The organism is Brevibacillus sp. HB2.2, from assembly GCF_013284275.1.
GTDB classification, from domain to species: domain Bacteria; phylum Bacillota; class Bacilli; order Brevibacillales; family Brevibacillaceae; genus Brevibacillus; species Brevibacillus brevis_D.
The window spans coordinates 17,222-36,275 of the sequence record NZ_JABSUV010000045.1; the positions used below are offsets into that span (position 1 = coordinate 17,222).

15 protein-coding genes are annotated in these 19,054 nt (G+C 49.5%); 2 read left to right on the forward strand and 13 right to left on the reverse strand.

Annotation, left to right across the window (positions count from 1 at the left end; translation table 11 throughout):
- Nucleotide 1: 1 nt before the first annotated feature.
- Genes HP401_RS24950 through HP401_RS24980 form a run of 7 tightly spaced genes read right to left on the reverse strand, consistent with a single transcriptional unit; the run spans nucleotide 2 to nucleotide 8,115 of the window.
- Nucleotides 2-1,399 carry a flippase gene (locus HP401_RS24950; protein WP_173606969.1) on the reverse strand — a complete coding sequence of 466 codons (1,398 nt, stop codon included), beginning with the start codon at nucleotides 1,397-1,399 and terminating at the stop codon, nucleotides 2-4.
- A 23-nt stretch (nucleotides 1,400-1,422) separates the two neighbouring features.
- Nucleotides 1,423-2,118: a CpsD/CapB family tyrosine-protein kinase gene (locus HP401_RS24955; protein WP_015892498.1), complete on the reverse strand. Its 696-nt coding sequence runs from the start codon at nucleotides 2,116-2,118 to the stop codon at nucleotides 1,423-1,425.
- A complete protein-coding gene (locus HP401_RS24960) occupies nucleotides 2,093-2,845 on the reverse strand; it encodes a YveK family protein (RefSeq protein ID WP_173606970.1) in 753 nt (250 codons plus the stop codon). Before HP401_RS24960 ends, HP401_RS24955 begins: the two co-directional genes overlap by 26 nt.
- Nucleotides 2,838-3,926, reverse strand: coding sequence for an LCP family glycopolymer transferase (locus HP401_RS24965; RefSeq protein WP_173606971.1), 1,089 nt, complete (start codon nucleotides 3,924-3,926; stop codon nucleotides 2,838-2,840). The genes HP401_RS24960 and HP401_RS24965 overlap by 8 nt, the downstream gene beginning before the upstream one ends.
- Entirely contained in the window at nucleotides 3,923-5,818 is a 1,896-nt protein-coding gene (locus tag HP401_RS24970; protein ID WP_173606972.1) for a polysaccharide biosynthesis protein, read from the reverse strand. The genes HP401_RS24965 and HP401_RS24970 overlap by 4 nt, the downstream gene beginning before the upstream one ends.
- 40 nt (nucleotides 5,819-5,858) lie before the next feature.
- Complete coding sequence (locus HP401_RS24975) at nucleotides 5,859-7,139, reverse strand: nucleotide sugar dehydrogenase (RefSeq protein WP_254457177.1); 1,281 nt, start codon at nucleotides 7,137-7,139, stop codon at nucleotides 5,859-5,861.
- Entirely contained in the window at nucleotides 7,132-8,115 is a 984-nt protein-coding gene (locus tag HP401_RS24980) for an NAD-dependent epimerase (protein WP_173606974.1), read from the reverse strand. Before HP401_RS24980 ends, HP401_RS24975 begins: the two co-directional genes overlap by 8 nt.
- A gap of 192 nt (nucleotides 8,116-8,307) precedes the next feature.
- Here HP401_RS24980 and HP401_RS24985 point away from each other — a divergent pair, with 192 nt between their 5' ends.
- Nucleotides 8,308-9,846, forward strand: coding sequence for a glycosyl hydrolase family 28-related protein (locus HP401_RS24985; RefSeq protein WP_064201139.1), 1,539 nt, complete (start codon nucleotides 8,308-8,310; stop codon nucleotides 9,844-9,846).
- A 56-nt stretch (nucleotides 9,847-9,902) separates the two neighbouring features.
- On the opposite strand, the gene HP401_RS24990 is transcribed toward HP401_RS24985, so the two are convergent.
- Both HP401_RS24990 and HP401_RS24995 read right to left on the reverse strand, forming a co-directional pair.
- Nucleotides 9,903-10,298, reverse strand: coding sequence for a hypothetical protein (locus tag HP401_RS24990; protein ID WP_173606985.1), 396 nt, complete (start codon nucleotides 10,296-10,298; stop codon nucleotides 9,903-9,905).
- 111 nt (nucleotides 10,299-10,409) lie between these two features.
- Nucleotides 10,410-13,448 (reverse strand): DNA translocase FtsK, encoded by a 3,039-nt coding sequence (locus tag HP401_RS24995; RefSeq protein WP_254457179.1) that lies wholly within the window; start codon nucleotides 13,446-13,448, stop codon nucleotides 10,410-10,412.
- Between the two features lie 169 nt (nucleotides 13,449-13,617).
- On the opposite strand from HP401_RS24995, the gene HP401_RS25000 reads away from it, so the two are divergent.
- Nucleotides 13,618-14,892, forward strand: coding sequence for a hypothetical protein (locus HP401_RS25000; RefSeq protein WP_173606976.1), 1,275 nt, complete (start codon nucleotides 13,618-13,620; stop codon nucleotides 14,890-14,892).
- Nucleotides 14,893-14,957: 65 nt separating this feature from the next.
- On the opposite strand, the gene cysC is transcribed toward HP401_RS25000, so the two are convergent.
- Genes cysC through cobA form a run of 4 tightly spaced genes read right to left on the reverse strand, consistent with a single transcriptional unit; the run spans nucleotide 14,958 to nucleotide 18,973 of the window.
- A complete protein-coding gene (cysC, locus tag HP401_RS25005) occupies nucleotides 14,958-15,563 on the reverse strand; it encodes an adenylyl-sulfate kinase (RefSeq protein WP_173606977.1) in 606 nt (201 codons plus the stop codon).
- Nucleotides 15,564-15,602: 39 nt separating this feature from the next.
- The gene (sat, locus tag HP401_RS25010) at nucleotides 15,603-16,742 is read right to left on the reverse strand and encodes a sulfate adenylyltransferase (protein ID WP_173606978.1); all 1,140 of its coding nucleotides are present in this window, start codon (nucleotides 16,740-16,742) and stop codon (nucleotides 15,603-15,605) included.
- Between the two features lie 40 nt (nucleotides 16,743-16,782).
- Nucleotides 16,783-17,499 (reverse strand): phosphoadenylyl-sulfate reductase, encoded by a 717-nt coding sequence (locus tag HP401_RS25015; protein ID WP_254457180.1) that lies wholly within the window; start codon nucleotides 17,497-17,499, stop codon nucleotides 16,783-16,785.
- A gap of 19 nt (nucleotides 17,500-17,518) precedes the next feature.
- Entirely contained in the window at nucleotides 17,519-18,973 is a 1,455-nt protein-coding gene (cobA, locus tag HP401_RS25020; protein ID WP_254457181.1) for a uroporphyrinogen-III C-methyltransferase, read from the reverse strand.
- Nucleotides 18,974-19,054 lie beyond the last annotated feature (81 nt).

Here is a 19,054-nt window from a genome sequence, read left to right on the forward strand (position 1 = left end):
TTCATGACCTCGTCTCCTGGAGCGAGACGGAATATTTTTCGGACAAAAACGGGATGTACCATGTGCGAAAGCCAAAATATTTGGATGCCCAATACGAAGCACAAAGATCTCGACAGATCAGGCTGATTGAAGTTGCAATGGCCGCCCCGATAATTCCATACAGCGGAATGAGACAAGCGTTTCCGATTATGTTTAGTGCAGCTGAACAAACTAGAATATTGCGGGCCGTTTTTTGATGCCCGGTCATTGTCAATAAAGGGATAACACTGCCTGTGCAAAAATTGACAAACTGCCCCATGCACAAAATCACAAGGACGAGACTCTCGCTCGCAAACTCTTCGCCAAAGAAAGTGAGCAACGGAACGGCGAATATCGCCACCAGCAGATTGAGAGGAGCAGAGGTGAAGAAAATAAGCCGATTGGCAAACGCAATCATCTTTTTCAAGCCGTCCATATCATTACGTGCGTACAGCTCAGAAAACTTGGGTGAGAGGATCGTATTGATGGAAATCAGCGCAAAGCCCGTCACCATTGCCAGACGAATGACCACACTGTATACTCCGACAGTTTTGGCATCCGTAAAAATACCCAGCATGATCATATCTGTCCACGTCATGATCAATTCCATCGACGCACTCAGATACATCGGGAGTGCGACTGCAATAATTTCCCTCAACCCAACACCAGGCTCTCCCGCAGTCGGCTGTACACTGTTACGGAATCCTCGGCTTGTCGCATACCACTGCCCCATCCCATAGACAGCATTCAAGAAAACAGCAGCTGCGAGCAGCTGAATCAAGAGCATTGTACTGGGTTGGAAAAAAGGAATGGCGATAAAGAGAAACGCCAAGTGCAGAAAACGCATACCGACGATATCGACAGTGATCGAGATGACAACCCGATGCAGCGCCCGAAATGCAGATGCATACAGCCTTGCGAGCGACACAAACGGAAGCATCCACGCGACGACTCGCAGTGTCTCTGCTGGCAGCTCCCCTGCAAACACGTAGGCAGACATCTGCTCTGAGAACACATACAAAAGTACCCCAAGCACAATCGAAATCAACGTCGCCCACAGCACTACTTTGTTGAATACTTCGGAAATCTGATAAAGCGAGCCTTTCGCACGAAACTCCGAGAGAAAGCGGATGATGGCTGTATCCGTCCCCAAAACGGCCAGCACCATTCCGATGTTCATCAGGGTGAGCGTCAGCGAATAGATGCCCAAGCTCTCGGCTCCATACTCTCTGGCAATGTAGAACTGCAAGAGATAGAGCAGTACGAAGCCAAGGAGCCGAAACAAAAACGTGAAGGCCGAGCCGCGAATCACTTCGTGAACATCGCGATCTTTATTGAGACGGCCCCATTGTCGTTGCCAAGCTAATTTGAGGGCATGCATGCCTACAAACGCCCCGCTTTCTGCTATGCATTGTACCCATATCCGTAGTAGCCTTCTCTCTTCCCTACCTTTTTGTTGTTGAGAACAACACCGAGCAGATTGGCTCCTGCTGCTTTTAACTGCTCTACCGCCTTGACAGCAGAATCCCGCTTCGTCTTGCTAGCATCCACCACCATGACACAGCCGTCCATTTCCCTCGCCAGCACCATTGCGTCGCTTACGATTAATGGCGGGCTGTCGACAATGACAAAATCATAGCTGTGGCGCAGATAGTCCATCAATTCCAAGAGCCGTGGCGTCCCGAGCATTTCCGCTGGATTATGCGGGATTGGCCCTGCCGTAATGATCGACAGCTCTGACACCCCAGACGGTTGGATGATATCGGGAATCTGGCACATATCCGAAAAGTAAGAACTGATCCCGTACAGATTGGGCATATCAAAAGTGAAATGTACCCGCGGATTGCGCAAGTCAAAATCAAGCAGCACCGTTTTCTTGTGATCCTTTGCCATCATCAAGGACAGGTTGGCAGCCGTGATCGTTTTTCCCTCAGAAGCCCCTGGACTGGTGACTAAAATCGTTTGCATCAGCTTGTCGCCCATGGAAAACTGAATGTTTAAGCGAAGGGTACGGTAGCCCTCTACCAGCGGAGACAGCGGCTCCCAATGGGCGATCAGCTTTTGGTAACGATCATCAGGCTTCTGCCTTCTCATACTCATTCCTCACTTCCTCCACCTTGGGCTGGCGAAATGCCTTCCGCGTTTTTTTATCAATCACCGCAATGGTTGCCAGTACAGGTAAGCCTAAATACTCCTCCACTTCTTTTTCCGATTGAAGTCGGGTATCCATCTGCACGAGTAAGAAGACGACGACCATAGATGTTGCCAACCCGAGGACAAAAGCGATTACCGAATTGAGGATCGGCTTTGGACTCACAGGAATGGCCGCCGGATTATTTCGGGCTTCCGCCAAAATATGCACGTTGTTCATGCTGAGCATTTTGACGACTTCTTCCTGAAAGGTCTTCGCGATTGTATTGGCGATGAGCACAGCTCTGCCCTGATCCGGGTCTTCTACCGTAATGGAAATGACCTGCGAGTCCTTGACTGGCTCTACCTTTGTTTGAAGCAGCAGCTCCTCCATCGTAGAACCCGCCCCGATCACTTCGAGCACTCGCTCCATCACCCTCGGACTTTCAATAATGACGCGATAGGTCTCAATCAATTTCAGATTGGAATCAATTTCTGCGACGGATAGCATGCTCTCTACGGTTGAATCCAGCGAGCGATTCACTAATATTTCCGTCTTCGCCTGATAAATCGGTGTCAGCAAATAGAAGCTCACGAGCGCTGTTCCGATGGTGCATAAAGAGGTAATCATAAGGATCAGCTTCCATCGCTTCAACAACATCAGGAGTATTTCACGAAGATTAAGCTCCTCATTCATCCTGCTTCCCCCTTTGCCCCGCTATGCTGTCACTTCCTTCTTTTGGCAGTTGTACGGGAGGTTCGATTTGTTTTTGAAAAGTTGAAAGACTCTCGGTCAACCTCTCGCGCTCTTGCGGGCTGACAACATAGTAGTAGATTCCATTGATCATTTGACCCTTTCCTTCCAAACGAATCGTCTCGACGGAGGTAACTACCGTACTGTAGCTTAGGGCAAGCTGTTTCATCACATCAAAGGTCATGTTCGTTTTCACGTATTTCCCCATCGTCGTAAGGACATCATTCAATCGAGTAGGCGATGCAAGGGTTACGCCTTTGTCCAGCAATGCCTTGATGATTTCCTGCTGTCTTTCGTTGCGCCCGAGGTCGCCTCTCGGATCTTCGTAGCGCATGCGAGCGTAGACCAAGGCTTGCTTCCCGTCTAGCTGGATGGGACCGACCGGAAAGGTGTAATCGGCATAAGTAAAGGCAAGCTTGTTGTTGACTTCCACTCCGCCCAGCGCATCGATCACACCTGCGAACCCTTCCATATTCGCGGTCACCACGTAATCAACGGGTAATTGAAGAAACTGTTCGACGGTATCTACTGCCTGCTGCACGCCGCCGAATGCATAGGCGTGATTGATCTTATCCTGGGTACCTTTGTGAGCGATAACGGTTCGTGTATCACGCGGTATACTGATGAGCAGCGCAGATTTCGTTTTCGGGTTGACGGAGAGTACGAGGATGACATCTGAGCGCCCCTTGTCATTCTCTCGTTCATCAACGCCAAGAAGCAGTAGAGTGATCGGTTCTTTGGGCAAGATAGCGGAGTTCTCCACTTCAGCCGCAGGCGGTGTAGCTCCTTCTGGGGAATTCATGGTCGGTGTTTGTCTTACAGATGCTGGCTCAGTCGCTACAGGTATCTCGACAGATTTCTGCGTGCGGACAGGGAGGTACATTTTGCTGGCTGTTTCTTTTAACGACAGATAGACGTACACACCATAACCACTCAGGCTGATGAGACAAATCAATCCTCCCCATGCTAGCAGCCGCTTCCACTTGATCGTGGCGATCTTTTCCTTCCATTTGCTGACGCTCATCCGATCGCCACTGGATAAGGGACTGGCGTAGACTCTTCCTTCACGTAAGAAGTGGATTGATAGCCTGGCACAATCCCTTGCAAAATCTCGATGATAGATTGTTTATCCTCCATCGTCGCTCCCTTGTCTGCAATTTGCTCCAACCGGGCGATCCCTGCCAAGAGCTCATTCCAGGAAAAATCGAGCGGCTTCCCAATGAAGATGCGATTATGGCAAGTAGATGACAAGCCTTCTTCCGCCGTCAAAATTTCTTCGTACAGCTTCTCACCCGAACGAATTCCCGTGAATACGATCGGAATATCCTTCCCGGGCTCCAAGCCTGCCAAGCGAATAAGGTCGAGGGCCATATCGACAATCTTGACCGGTTTCCCCATATCGAGAATGAATATTTCCCCTCCCTGAGCGAGTGCTCCCGCCTGGATAACAAGCTGGGCAGCCTCAGGAATGGTCATAAAGAATCTCTCCATATCTGGATGCGTAATGGTAATCGGTCCACCTGCCCGTATTTGATTGAGAAAAACGGGAACGACACTCCCCCTGCTCCCCAGGACATTTCCAAAGCGAACAGCCGCAAACCGGGTAAGTCCGAAATGGTTATAACCCTGGATCAATAGCTCAGCGATCCTTTTCGTGGCTCCCATCACACTGGTTGGATTCACTGCCTTATCCGTCGAGATCAGGATGAAATGAGAGACGCTGGTTTCCAGCGCGCATTCCGCAACGTTTTTCGTACCCAGAATGTTATTTTTTAATGCCTCACATGGGTTGTTCTCCATTAACGGCACATGCTTGTGGGCTGCCGCATGAAAAACAACGGCGGGACGATATTCATGCATAATGGAAGCAATTCTTTGTCTGTCACGAATATCTGCAATTAAGCTGACGGTCTCCTGCTCAGGAAACAAACGCGAGAGCTCCAGGCCCATTTCAAAAATACCGTTCTCTTCGTTCCCCAAGAGAAGCAGTTTCCTTGGGCCAAATCTAGCTATTTGTCTGCAAAGTTCAGACCCAATCGAGCCGCCCGCTCCTGTCACAAGTACGACTTGCTGCCGCAAGTACCCCGTAATCTCTTCCAGATTGACTTGAACAGGCTCTCTTCCCAATAAATCTTCCAACGCTACATCCCGTATCATGTTCATCGTGATTTTTCCGCTGATGATGTCTGCTACATGCGGCAAAATTTTGACGCTGGCTCTCGTCGTTTTGCAAATATCGAAAATCTCCTTAATCGTCTGTCGGGAAGCAGATGGCATGGCAATCACGATGTCCGAGATGGAAAGTCGTTGAACGACACGGGCAACGTCAGCCCGATTCCCTACAACGGGCAAGCCGTACACACGCAGATTTTGTTTACTGGGCTCATCATCGATAAAAGCCACTGGACGCAGCTCCGACAAAGGCGAGGTTTTCATCTCTCTGGCTACGAGCACCCCTGCGCTACCTGCCCCGATAATTAATGTGCGCCTGCGATCCTGCGTTCTTTTCTCCCGCTCTTCATACCACCACTTCCATACAAACCGAGAGCCTGTGATCCCGAGCAAAACAAAGGCTAGTGTCATGAGAAAGAGTGAGGTGGGAAATCGGACGGACCAACCAAGCAGGTACGTCATTTTTAGTACCAGATAGAGAGCCAAAACAGAAAAGCTCGTCGCAAAAATGATCGAGACCAGTTCGCGAACACTGACATAGCGAAAAACAGGTCGATAGAGCTGAGCAAAGTGCATGCCTGTCACAACGAAAAGTACGTGGCCAATCATCAAATACATAGGTTGATAGTCGCTTATCTCCGTGAAAGAAAAATCAAATCGAACCAGGCAGGCCAACCAGACAGCCAAGCTGATAATTCCTGCGTCCGATAAGCTTAACCAGAATCTTCTCTTCCGGTAGCTCATATTCATCCGCTCCAGGTGATCGTTATTCAAAAAATGGTCATCATAAACGCCACAGGCTAATTTCTGCCGGGCATGTTTCGCGATTGAGCACGCTTTTCACATCTGCGATAACACCTTGCCCCTGATACAAGAGCCCTGCAAGCTCCTCCCATCCCAGGTGCAGATATCGCTCATGAGGTACAGCCAATACGATTCCGTGGGCAGGCTGCAGGTCTTCCCACTCTCGCAATTGAATGCCGTATTCCTCTCTCGTCCGCTCTGGACAAGCCAATTCATCTGTCACTTGGACCTCTACTCCGAACTCCTTTAGTTCCTGAATAATGTCGATGACCCGACTATTGCGAATGTCCGACACGTTTTCTTTAAAGGTGATGCCCATAATCGTAATCCGCGAGCCTTGAATCGCAATATTTTGCCAGATCATTTGTTTCACGAGTGAGGTCGCGACGAACTTGCCCATTCCATCATTAATCCGTCGTCCAGCCAGTATGACCTGTGGATGATAACCAACACTCTCCGCTTTGTATGTCAAATAGTACGGATCAACGCCAATACAATGACCACCGACGAGTCCTGGAGAGAACGGAAGGAAATTCCATTTGGTCCGAGCGGCTTGGAGTACATCTGCCGTAGAAATGCTCAAGCGGTCAAAAATAATCGAGAGCTCATTGATCAAGGCGATGTTGATGTCGCGTTGCGTGTTCTCAATCACTTTGGCTGCCTCAGCCACCTGAATCGAGGGCGCTTTGTGAATACCCGCCTCTACAATCAACCCGTACATCTCGGCAATCGTTTCACACGTCTGGCGATCTTGCCCTGAAACGACCTTGACGATCTGAGACAATCTCCGTTCCCGATCCCCCGGATTAATTCGTTCAGGTGAGTAGCCGACGAAAAAATCAATTCCCGCCAGCTTTCCAGACGCTTTTTCCAATACAGGAATACAAATTTCTTCTGTTGCCCCTGGATACACGGTCGATTCATAGACAACGATGGTCCCTGAAGTCAGATATTGCCCAACGCTTTCAGACGCGAGAGTGAGTGCGCGCATATCGGGCCGTTTCGCAGAATCGACAGGTGTGGGTACCGTTATGATGATAAAATCACACGTTGCGAGACTTGCGGGGTCATCTGTATACGTGATGTTGGCTCGCATCAGCTCATCTGTAGACATCTCTCCGGTTTCATCCATTCCGCTCTCCAGACTGCGTATGCGTCTTTCGTCAATGTCAAAACCCACTACTGGAAGCACTTGGCCAAAAGCAATCGCAACAGGCAGTCCTACATATCCAAGACCTACTACTCCCACTTTTTTACGCATGAGCGACACCATAATAGCTGACGTACCAGTCTACAAAGCGGGATATCCCCACATCGACTGGTGTTTTTGGGCGAAAGCCTGTCGCCTCATACAGAGCTTCTACTGATGCATAGGTAGCAGGAACATCCCCCGGCTGGATGGGCAAATAGTCGCGAACAGCCTTTTTCCCCAGCTTCTCTTCCAAGATCGAGAGAAACGTAAGTAAATCGATCGGCTGGTGATTCCCGATGTTGAAGACCTCATGCGGCACCTTATCCCCTTCCCTTTGGGGGATTCGATTCATCAGTCGCAGCATCCCTTCGACGATATCGTCCACATACGTAAAGTCCCTTGTCATGTTGCCGTAGTTGAAAATGCGGACAGGCTCTCCCGACAAAATCGCCTTGGTAAACGTATAGAGCGCCATATCGGGTCGGCCCCACGGCCCATATACCGTAAAGAAGCGCAGTCCCGTCGCAGGCAAGCCGTATAAATGACTATAGGTATAGGCCATCAGTTCATTGGCTTTTTTCGTTGCTGCGTACAAGCTGACCGGCTCATCTACGGGATCGTACTCCGCAAATGGTAGCTTTGTGTTCCCTCCGTAGACGGAGCTTGAGGATGCGTAGAGCAAATGCTTGACCCTCGACCGTCGGCATCCTTCCAAAATGTTTAGAAACCCGGTGATATTGGAAGTCGTATAGGCATGAGGATTTTCCAGACTGTACCTGACACCCGCCTGAGCGGCCAAGTGAATGACAGTCTCCGGATTCATTTCTCGGAACAACTCGTCCATCTTGCTCTGATCTGCAATATCCGCTTTGACAAAACGAAATAATGGATACGCTTGGAGGATTTCCAGTCGGTTACTCTTCAAGACCGGGTCGTAATACTCATTGCAATTATCTACCCCCCACACCGTCTGTCCTTGTTCCAAAAGCCGTCGTGCTACATGAAAACCGATAAATCCAGCTGCACCTGTCACCAAAATCGACATACTATCCACCTCTTTGCTTATTCATACGGAGGTTCTAGGACAAATATGCCAGTCGTTGCCCAAAGTTTATGGAACACATTTTTAGGGAGTCCATGCCCTTTTTACTAAATGGTTGTCAACATTTGAGAAATGGTTGAATGAAATGAAAAGAAGACAATCTTGTCTACCCATTTTTTGGAGGGGAATGCTTTTATGTGGATTGATGTAAAAACGTACGGAGCAAAGGGGGATGGAGTGACCGACGATACCCAAGCAATCCAGACTGCATTAACTGCTGCTCTGAACCTGCAAATTCCATTATTTTTCCCTGCTGGCACCTATATCATTGAGCCAAACAGATTGGAGGTCATCCTAGGAGCAGGAAAAAGCCTAGTGATGCAGGGAATCGGTCCTTTTTCCGTAATAAAAAGGAAAGCGAATTCAACTGCCGCAGATTGGCGCTGGCTGTTCTCGATTACGTCCGCGGGTGGGGATGCTGATTCTTTTGTGGTCGCCAACCTGAAGATCGATTCCAATGCGAGAGCAAACCCGCTGCCACCCGACCCTTACGATTACGAGCATAGCACCGATTTCTACATTCGTGGTGGCGGTCCTAGCAGCTATATCAATTACGTAGCACTACAACAAGTATGGTGCACGGATGGAGTCGCCGACCATTTTTACTTTGCTGGAGAAAAAAACTGCTATGTCCGCACTGTGCAAATTACCGATTTTTACAGCGACAACCGCAAGCGTACACGCTCAGACATTACCGTGACGGGTGGCCTAGAACGGCTGAATGCAGCGAATGTAGCGTGTGATCGTTTTGAGGTCGAGCTCAATCAAGGGTACGATGGAGCCACACCCATGTTCGTAAACCTGACCAATATCTCTTGCCGTCAACAGCTCGACTTGGAAGGAGATTTGTCCTCCCCAATGGTCGTGCAAGGTAGTCATCTTGTTTCGCTCGCTAGCTTCAGTCTTACTGGCATGACAGGCTGTATCAGCTCCTCGGTATTTTATACGGCACCTGAACAGAAAAATCGGGTGAACTTTATGAAAAACATGACGTTCAGCAATTGTCGCTGGGTATTGCATACGACCGCACAAGGAAGCACCAAGACAGTTGGTACTGGTCTCACCGTGGATTATTCAGATGTAGGACTTGTATTTGATGGCTGTAGCTTCGAGGCCAATGATACAGCGACTTCCATCGGCGGCTACGCCTTGAGCTTGGAGCCATGGGAAGTGCTCGCCGAGAGACAAGTTACTGTCAGAAACTGTTCGTTTGACCCTCGGCTGACCCAAAACATTTCGTTGAACCGCTGCGGAAATGTCTCCCTCATAAACAACCGTTACTCCGGGTCCGATCACGCCATCATGCTCTACGGCACCGGAACGTACCCATTAGTAGTCACCGTGGATGGTGGCGACTTCAGCCAGGTTACTGGAAAAATGTTTTATCACAAGTCTTCGGATAAAATAACCCTCTCCATGAAAAACCTCCCTGTTCCTGTTTCCCTCACAAGCGGCTACAAATCCGAAAACTCTTCCTTCACCCCAATTGTTTCCATCAACGAACGTGTTGTGTATGTCGCAACAGCCCCCAGCGCCTCCGTCAAATATGGCGGTATCAAAGGCGATACTCTGCGCTTGATCACTCCTGTAAACAATCAACCCTGTGAATGGATTGCGACTACGACAAATAAGACTGCCTGCACCTGGTTAGTGACCAAAACGGCCAAAAGCTAAGGGGAATGAAAAACATCCATCTGGCCCCTCGTTGTGGGATAGATGGATGTTTTTTATTAGGCAATACTTTCCAAATCTGGATTGTACCGTTTCACATAAGTATAAATTTCTTCCCCAAGCAATTGCGTCCTTACTAGCCCATCTGCCTGCTCACTCAAATGCTGGGTGAGTTGATTGGTTCCATTTTCGATGCGTCTTTTGGCAGCCTCAGGCAGTGTCAGTACATGCGGCACGAGCAATTGCAGGTACCAAACGCCCTTGTCTTCCTCGGAGACATCGATCTCCAGTTCCATGTCCGGACTGTCGAAATCGTACAGCTGGTTAAAGAGCGACTCCCTTTTTTCCAGCGTCAATGCGGTAATGTCGATTTTCTCCACGCTCAAATAATACTCTTCATTGAACAAGACAACTTTGTCGTCAATTTCCTGATACTTTTTCGCCAGCGGATTCATCGTCATCGTTCCTTTCCATTTCACATCTATTTTATAGCATACTACCTTACTGAATATTTAGGCAACTCGTCCCTGTAGAAAGGGCCTTGCTCCATGCAAGACCCTCGTATTTTACAGGAGAGTCGATCCCTCCACTACGGCTTGGGCGTCCTCCTTGGAAATAAGGACGGCGCGAGCCTTACCGCCGCTTTGTCCTGCGACGTACCCATCTGCCTCCATCATTTCGATGAGACGGGCAGCACGGTTATATCCGACGCGGAAACGGCGTTGCAATCCAGATGCAGAAGCTTGACCCTGGTCGGCTACGAACACAAGGGCTTCCAGATACAACGGATCATCTCCGCTGTCAAATGATGCAACCTGCTGCTCCAAATCTTCTTTGCTGAAAATGTACGCAGGCTTTCTTTGCTTTTTGATCATGTGCGTGATTCGCTCGATCTCGTCATCCGAGACGAAGTTCCCTTGCAGACGAACCGGAGTCGTACCGCTCTCAAGAAACAGCATGTCCCCTCTACCCAACAGTCGTTCTGCCCCAGATTGATCGAGAATCGTACGCGAATCAACTTGGGAGAACACGGCGAAAGCAAGACGAGTCGGTACGTTTGCCTTGATGTTTCCAGTAATGACATCCACGGATGGGCGCTGTGTCGCCAAAAGCAAATGAATGCCGCAAGCACGTGCCTTTTGAGCGATCCGGATAATGCAATCCTCCACATCCTGCGGCGAAACCATCATTAGGTCAGCCAACTCATCGATGACGATCACGATATAAGGAAGCTGATCATCTGTCGTCTGATTGTAGCGGTCAATATCGCGAACACCCGCATCTACGAATAACGCATAGCGCTTCTCCATTTCTTCCACAGCCCACTTGAGAGATGCCGTTGCCTGCTTGGCCTCTGTCACGACAGGCGTAACCAGATGCGGCAAATGATTATAAGGGGCGAGCTCTACCATTTTCGGGTCGATCAAGAGCAATCGCACCTGCTCAGGAGTCGCTTTGTACAGCAGACTGACGATGATCGAGTTGATGCAGACACTTTTCCCCGAGCCTGTCGAGCCGGCAATCAAACCGTGCGGCATCTTTTTAATATCCGCAATAATCGGCTCGCCACCGATGTCCATACCAAGTGCGACTGCCAGCGGAGAGGAATGCTCCTGAAACTTGTCTGAACTGATAATCTTCTCGATTAATACAGGTTGGCTGGACATATTCGGGACTTCGATTCCGATGGCATTGCGTCCTGGAATCGGTGCCTCGATACGAATATCTTTGGCAGCCAAATTCAGCTTGATATCGTCGACTAATCCCGTAATCTTGTTCACTTTTACGCCCGGAGCCGGTTGCAACTCAAAGCGTGTCACGGATGGGCCTTTGACAATCCCTACTACTTGAGCGCTGACATTGAAATTCACGAGCGTCTCTTCCAATAATAGCTTCTGAATTTGCGTATGCTCATCGTCGTCATCACTGACGGGTGGGCTTGGATTCAGCAGTCCCAAATCCGGCAAGGCGTATGGCGGCTGTGCAGACTCTGCTCCTTGGTCCGCTTCATTGGACGAGTCTTTTACCGGAGCTGACGCAGGCTGCATCGACTTGGACGCCTGAGACAGGTTCACGGACTGTGTAGCGGATGAAGCAGGGACTGGTATGGTTTCAGGTATGGTTTCAGGTATGGTTTCAGGTATGGTTTCAGGTATGGTTTCAGGTTCGGTTTCAGGTTCGGTTTCTACAACTGGTTCTTCAATCGGTTCTTCAATCGGTTCTTCAATCGGTTCCACAACGGATTCCACAATTGGTTGAGCAATCGATTCAGGCTCACTTGGTTCTGCTGGTGCTGCGTGCTGTGGCGTATCTTCGGAACCTGAATCAACTTCTGCTGAACTGAGCTCCTGTGGTGAATCTATTTCTGCTCTCTCTAGCAAACGGCTGATAGATGATGCATAGGCAGGCTCTTCGACGTCATCGCCATCATTCTCGCTCTCCACCTGCACAACCTCACTAGGTGTAGGAATCATTCCATGCTCGGCTTCCTCATCGGCTAGTCGCTCTTCCATCGTTTGAGACTCCGATACCTCTTCTTCCGCATCCACGCTCGCCATTGGTTCTGCGAGTTCGCTCACTTCTATTTGTGGCTCTTCATTCTCATGCACTTCAGCCACCGTCTCGTCGGCTTTTGGCTCGAATGCATCAGAATCAGCATCAAAATCTTGCAGATCCGTAGCTAGCAACTCCGTATCCACCAGCGTTGTTTCTTCTATTTCTTCTATTTCTTCTATTTCTTCTACTACCGTCTCTTCCACTTGTACGGAGGCTGCAACCTCTTGTTCTGAATCAAGAGCTTCTGCCACGACAGTCTTTGCAACAGTATTTTCTCCTTCGATATGTACAGATTCATTCGCAACAACAACATGCTGCGGTTCGTTTTGCTCAAAAAAAGCAGACTCTTGCTCCTCCGGAAAATATCGCTCGCTTATCTCTTGTTCCCACTGCTTCATCTGCTGCAAATGCTCTTCTTGCTCCTGACGCGGATAAATGATTCCCGCAGTCGTATGAATCCGATGCTCTGCCTCACGCGTCGCCGGGGTTATTTTCCCATAAACAGGAGAAACGATTTCAGACGGCTGGTAGGCACGCTTTTCTTCTGTAGAAAAAACGGGTCTCGTTACTTTTTCCGCTTCTTTTTGCGGCGCACGGTTTGGACGCTGCGGTATCTCGATGTTGTTTTTAACAAGCTCAGGCTTCTTTTTCTCGAAAACGGGCTCTGTCTTTGCTTCCAACCCGCGATCATTTACTGGTCGCATCGTTTCACGCTTGGGTTCGAATCGCTCACGAGGTGCCTGCTGGCGACTGCGATCATTCGATTCGGCAGGATTCTCGCTGCGATTGCGCTTCTTCTCCAAATAGTCATCCGGGACAACTGGAAAACGAAATTGACGCTCTCTTCTTTGACGCACATTGTCTTCTATATCTCGAGTGTCTACCCGTTCTTTTGGGTATATGCTTTTTGTTCTCGCTTGAGGCTGAGGCTGACGGGGAACAGGATTATCTGCTTGGTTACCGCTACCTGCTGGACGGCCTTCTTCCTCTATCTCTTCTTCTCTTTCTCCCTGAAAAAAGTTCATCAGCTTTTGAAGCCACGACCACATGTTGCAACGCCCTTTCTTCACTAACCATCTTTTCCCCTTCATTTTACCATGAAAGTGGGACAGAATTAGCTGGATTGTGATTTTTTTCCGTTTTTGCGAAACCTTTTCTCTATTTGTGCGTAGAACAAAGGGGGAATAAAAAATAATATACATAGGGGAGGAACACATCATGTGGAAAAAAGGTAGCGCTCTTCTGGTAGCAGGTACGGTACTGCTCACCGGTTGTGCAGGCGAGGCATCCCTGGTGCGTGATTCTATCGTAGCGACAATTGACAAGCCAAACTATGATTTTGAAGGCTCCTTGAAGCTAACAGGCGACGTTGAGAAATTGCCTGAAGCATTCGGAGAACCGGCTGACAAAGAAGGGAAAGCGTTGTTGTCAGCTTTGAAAGCAGGCGTAACAGTAAAAGGCTCCCAGCTGGATCTGGACACTGTGAAGTTTGAAGTAGAAGTAAAAGACGACAAGCTCCTGCGCGACAACAAGCTCTGGACAGGTGACAAAAAAGCATCCGTAGAAACAATCGTTGACGAAGATAAAGTCTACGTGAAGTCTCCACTGGACAGCAAGTACTTGGTACTCGATTCGAACGCATCCAATCCTTTCATGGCTGAGCTTGGCGGCTCCGATGCTGCTAACGCTGCGAAGCTGAAAGAATACCAAGACAAAATGAACGATCTTACTTTCAACTTTGTGAAAAAGTATGTAAGTAAATATGGCTATACATTGGCTGACGCGAAAAACCATGGCAAACAATCCGTTACATTGCCAAACGGTGATAAGGTAGAAGCAACTCATGTAACTGTAAAAATCGACGCAAAAGAATTGGTAAAAATGTTCTTCTTCACAGCTAACGATGCAGTAGCTAGCAAAGAAGTTAAAGATTTTGCGATCGATATGATGGTACTGACCACTTCCATGACAGAAGATCTGTATCCGGAAATGGGCAAGAAAACCACAGGAGCTGAGAAGCGTGCAAATGCAGAAGCAATGGTAAACGAAGGCATGGCTGAAGCGAAAAAATGGCTGGAAGAAACAGGTAAAGCATACACACCTGAAAAAATCGTAGAAGAAATGAAAAAAGAAGGCTTCCACAAGCTCGCTTGGAACCTCGACTTCTACATCGACAGCAACAAGATGCCTGTAAAACAAACAAGCGATCTGAGCGTAACTTTCCAAGCGCCAGAAATGAAGCAACCTGTAACAATTGGTCTGTCTGCTGATCAATATGCATACAACTTCGGAAAAGCAACCAAGTTCAATGCACCAGCAAAAGATGCTGGTCTGACTGTAGAACAGCTGGTGAAAGACGAAAAAGCAATCAACAGCTTTAGCGACAAGGGCTTTGTTCGTCCAATCGCTGAAAGCATGGTTGATCAACAAAAATGGATGCTAGAAATGACTGAGGATCTGGAAGCTGTTGAACCAGCGACCACTACGAAGTAATATTTTTCCTCACGAAGAAAAGCACGGCGCCTCTCGCGTCGTGCTTTTTTTACCTATCCATAGAACTAGAGAATCTTGAGATCTTCCAGGTATGTAAGGACCATCTGGACAGATTCTTCCATCGTCTGCTTGTCGCTCTCAATGACCAACTCCGCTCGAAGAGGCTCTTCATACGGTGCTGAAATCCCCGTAAACTGACCAATCTCTCCACTTCTCGCTTTTCGATACAGTCCCTTCACATCCCGGCGCTCACACTCATCCAATGAACACTTTACATATACCTCGATGAATTCTCCCGCCTCTACCAGATTACGCGCAAGCTCCCGATCTTCCCTATAGGGAGAGATAAACGCGGTCAACGTAATCACACCTGCATCTACGAACAGCTTCGCGACCTCGCCAATTCGGCGAATATTTTCTTGTCTATCCTCTGCCCCAAACCCCAATCCGCGGTTTAAGCCGTGACGTATATTGTCACCATCCAGCACGTAACTGGCTAGCCCTCTTTGATGCAGTTCGTGATCGACTGCATTGGCCAACGACGATTTGCCAGCACCAGACAGCCCCGTAAACCATAAGACACAGCTTTTGTGGCCTGCACGCTTCTGACGGTCTTGTTTGGTTATCGTCGTCGGATGCCATACGATATTCGCGGTGCCCTCTCTACTCATCGTCTCTCTCCTCTCTATCAACCGCTTTCTTCTCGCCGATTAAACGGACACAGGTCGCAGCCCTTCGATCAATACCCGCGCAACCTCAGGACGGCTAAATTCAGGTGGTGGAGCCTCTCCGCGCGACAGCATTTCCCTCACCTTCGTCCCGGACAGCGCGACATGATGCTCGCTATCATGCGGACACGTTTTGGTAGAGGCCATGTTTCCGCAGCTCTTGCAATAAAAGCTGTTCTCGAAAAATAACGGCGTAATCCCTAGCTCCTCCGGCTGGAATTGGCGGAAAATATGCTGGGCATCGTACGTCCCGTAGTAGTTGCCAACACCAGCGTGGTCCCGACCTACAATAAAATGTGTGCAGCCGTAATTTTTCCTCACCAAAGCATGAAAAATCGCTTCCCGTGGTCCCGCATAACGCATGGCAGCCGGGAAAACAGCCAACTCTACCCGGGTAGCCGGATAGTATTTTTCCAGCAATACCTGATAGCTGTTCATCCGCACATCAGCAGGGATGTCATCTGCCTTCGTTTCGCCCACAAGAGGATTCAAAAACAGACCATCGACGATTTCGAGAGCTGACTTCTGGATGTATTCATGCGCACGGTGGACTGGGTTGCGTGTCTGAAAGCCGACAATCGTTTTCCAGCCCTTCTCGGCAAATCTTTCTCTCGTTTGTGCCGGATCGAAGTGATAGCTGGCAAAACGCCCTTTTTCAGTGCGCTTTACCAGCGTAATCGGGCCAGCCAAATAAACAGAGGGACGCTCCAGCAGCTTTTTCACCCCAGGATGATTCGTATCGTCGGTGCCATAGACGAGGCGGGCTTCTCGCTCCTTGTCAGGTGAATAAATATCAGTGATTTCAAGAATGCCGTAGACTAAGCCTCGATGGCTCAATCGCACCTTGTCTTTGATCTGCAAGGCTCCTGCGACAGTGGTCGAGACCGGAAGTGTAATTGGAATGCTCCAAACGGTACCATCTGCCAGCCGCATCTGCTCAACGACGGATATATAATCCTCCCGATTCAAAAATCCGGTAAGCGGACTATAGCCCCCAATCCCGATTAACTCCAGATCTGCGAGTGCAAATGCATCTATCTCCACCTCATGCGTAGTCACCGACAGGTCTGCCTGTGGATCAAAACGGTTTACCAGCTCTCCCCCGTGAGGTTTCCCACTCATACAAAAGCCCCTCCTATCCTTGGTTTGTTCTTCTCTTTCGCTACCTTGCGAGATGCAGGCCGCATTCCGTTTTCCCTGCTTGCGCCCAGCGTCCTGCCCTCGAATCCTCGCCCTCTTTTACAGGACGTGTACAAGGAGCGCAGCCGATGCTCGGATAGCTCTGGTCGTGAAGCGGATTGTACGGCAATTCAAATGCTCGGATGTATTGCCACACTTCTTCCGACTTCCAATGGATGAGCGGGCAAATTTTTAGTGACTGGAATTTTTCATCGCGGTTGATAAACCCGACATTCGCTCTCGTGGCAGACTGCTCTCTGCGTAGTCCTGACATCCATGCAACCGCTCCGGTCAGCACATCTTCCATCGGCTGTACCTTGCGGATATGGCAGCACATATCCGGCTGCCTACTCCACAATTCTTCGCCATGGAGGTGTGCCTGCTGGGCCAGCGTGATGTCCGGCTGCTTGACCGTTATCCTCAGCGCGGGATACCTCGCTCTAACCCGCTCAATCAAGCTGTACGTCTCGAAAAAGTGGAGATTGGTATCCAAAAAGGTGACCTTGGCATCCTTTTTCACATCGCTGATCATATCGAGCAGCACCATGGCTTCGGCCCCAAAGCTACACGAATAAATCAAATCATCTGAAAACGTCTTGTATGCCCATTTGATGACGTCTATGGTGTCGCCCTTTGTGAGATGATTATTGATAGAAGCGAGTTGTTCCTCTGTCGCTGACGCATAATTCAGTTGGCTCATATGCCCCCTCCTTGATCATTCAGCGTACGATCTCCTTCAGCTCGTTTATATGGATCGCGTGATCTTCATGACTGCTCACGGATTGCCAGCCCATTTCTCTCGCTGCAACTGCTGTTTCCTTTCCGACACATACAATCGGTGTCTTTGACCAGGCATCGCCAGCGAATTGCGCCAGCGCTGACAGCGTATAGACATCATCCGTCGCTAGCGAGTCAAATGAGCATCCATCCTTTTTCGCACGAAGATCCTTCCCATCCCATACGAGCGTGCCGGCTTGGATCACGTGAATCGCCTTGCCGTGGTCCAGCGTGATTTTTTGCGGCTTCCGCTCCCCTGCGTAAAGCACTTGCTCTTCTTTTTCCAAGGCAAGCAGGTCAGGGAGTGCCAGCAGAGATGTATTTTCATCCAGCATCAAGTCCGGATAAATCCCCTGTTTCTCGAAAGCCTCAGAAGTCCGTTGTCCACAAACAGCCAGCTTGCTCGTCAAGCGCCGTACATCATAACGCTGTTGTCGCAAAACAGAAGTAAAAAAGGATACTTGCTGCTCATTCTCGAAGACGAGCCAACGATAAGTGGCAAGCTCCGTCAATGGTGTGTCAAGCGTGCAGTGCTCGACCAAACGAATCGGCATGACTTCGGCGCCCAACTGCTCCAAGGCAATCACGAGCTCGCTATTTCCTTCATCGTTCACTCTTCTTGCAACGGCTACCCGTTGACCGAACAAGGGGCGTGATTCGTACCAGTTCAGTGATTCCCGCAGACGGACAACCTCACCTATGATAATGATCGCGGGGGCGGCAAAACGAGCCTGCTCGACTTCCTTATCTATCGTCCCAAGCTTGCCGATCAACGTCTCCTGCTCACGCACCGTCCCCCAGCGCACGAGAGCAACGGGCGTATTGGCGTCTTTTCCATGCGCAAGAAGGCGCTCCCTTATGCGAGGCAGATTTTTCACACCCATGTAGATGACCAACGTTTCCATCGAAGCGAGGGCTGCCCAGTCCGGCTCCTTTCCTGCATTTTTTTCACACAGGTGACCGGTGACAAAAGCGACGGAAGAGTTGTAGTCACGATGCGTCAGCGGAATACCTGCGTAGAGCGGAGCCGCCATCCCGGAAGTAATCCCTGGGACGATCTCAAACGGAATAGAATAGTCGCGGCACATCTGCGCTTCCTCTCCTACCCGCCCGAACATGCTCGGATCGCCGCCTTTCAGACGAACGACGTATTTCCCTTTTTGGGCTTCCCGGATGAGCAGAAGGTTGATCTCTTCTTGTGGCAATGTATGATGATCGGCCTCTTTCCCGCAATAGATGAGGGTGGCTCCCTTTTTTGCGTACGAGAGAAGCTGCGGGTTTGCTAGACGATCGTACACAATCACATCCGCAAGACGAAGCGACTCCATGCCGCGAATCGTCAGTAGCTTTGGGTCACCAGGCCCTGCTCCGACAAAAACGACTCTGCCTGTGTTCATTGCGAATCCGTCCTCCTTGCTGCATTGTTCCTTCACAGGAAGAGTCTTGGCCGTTTTAAGCAAACGTAGAGGTTTCCACTA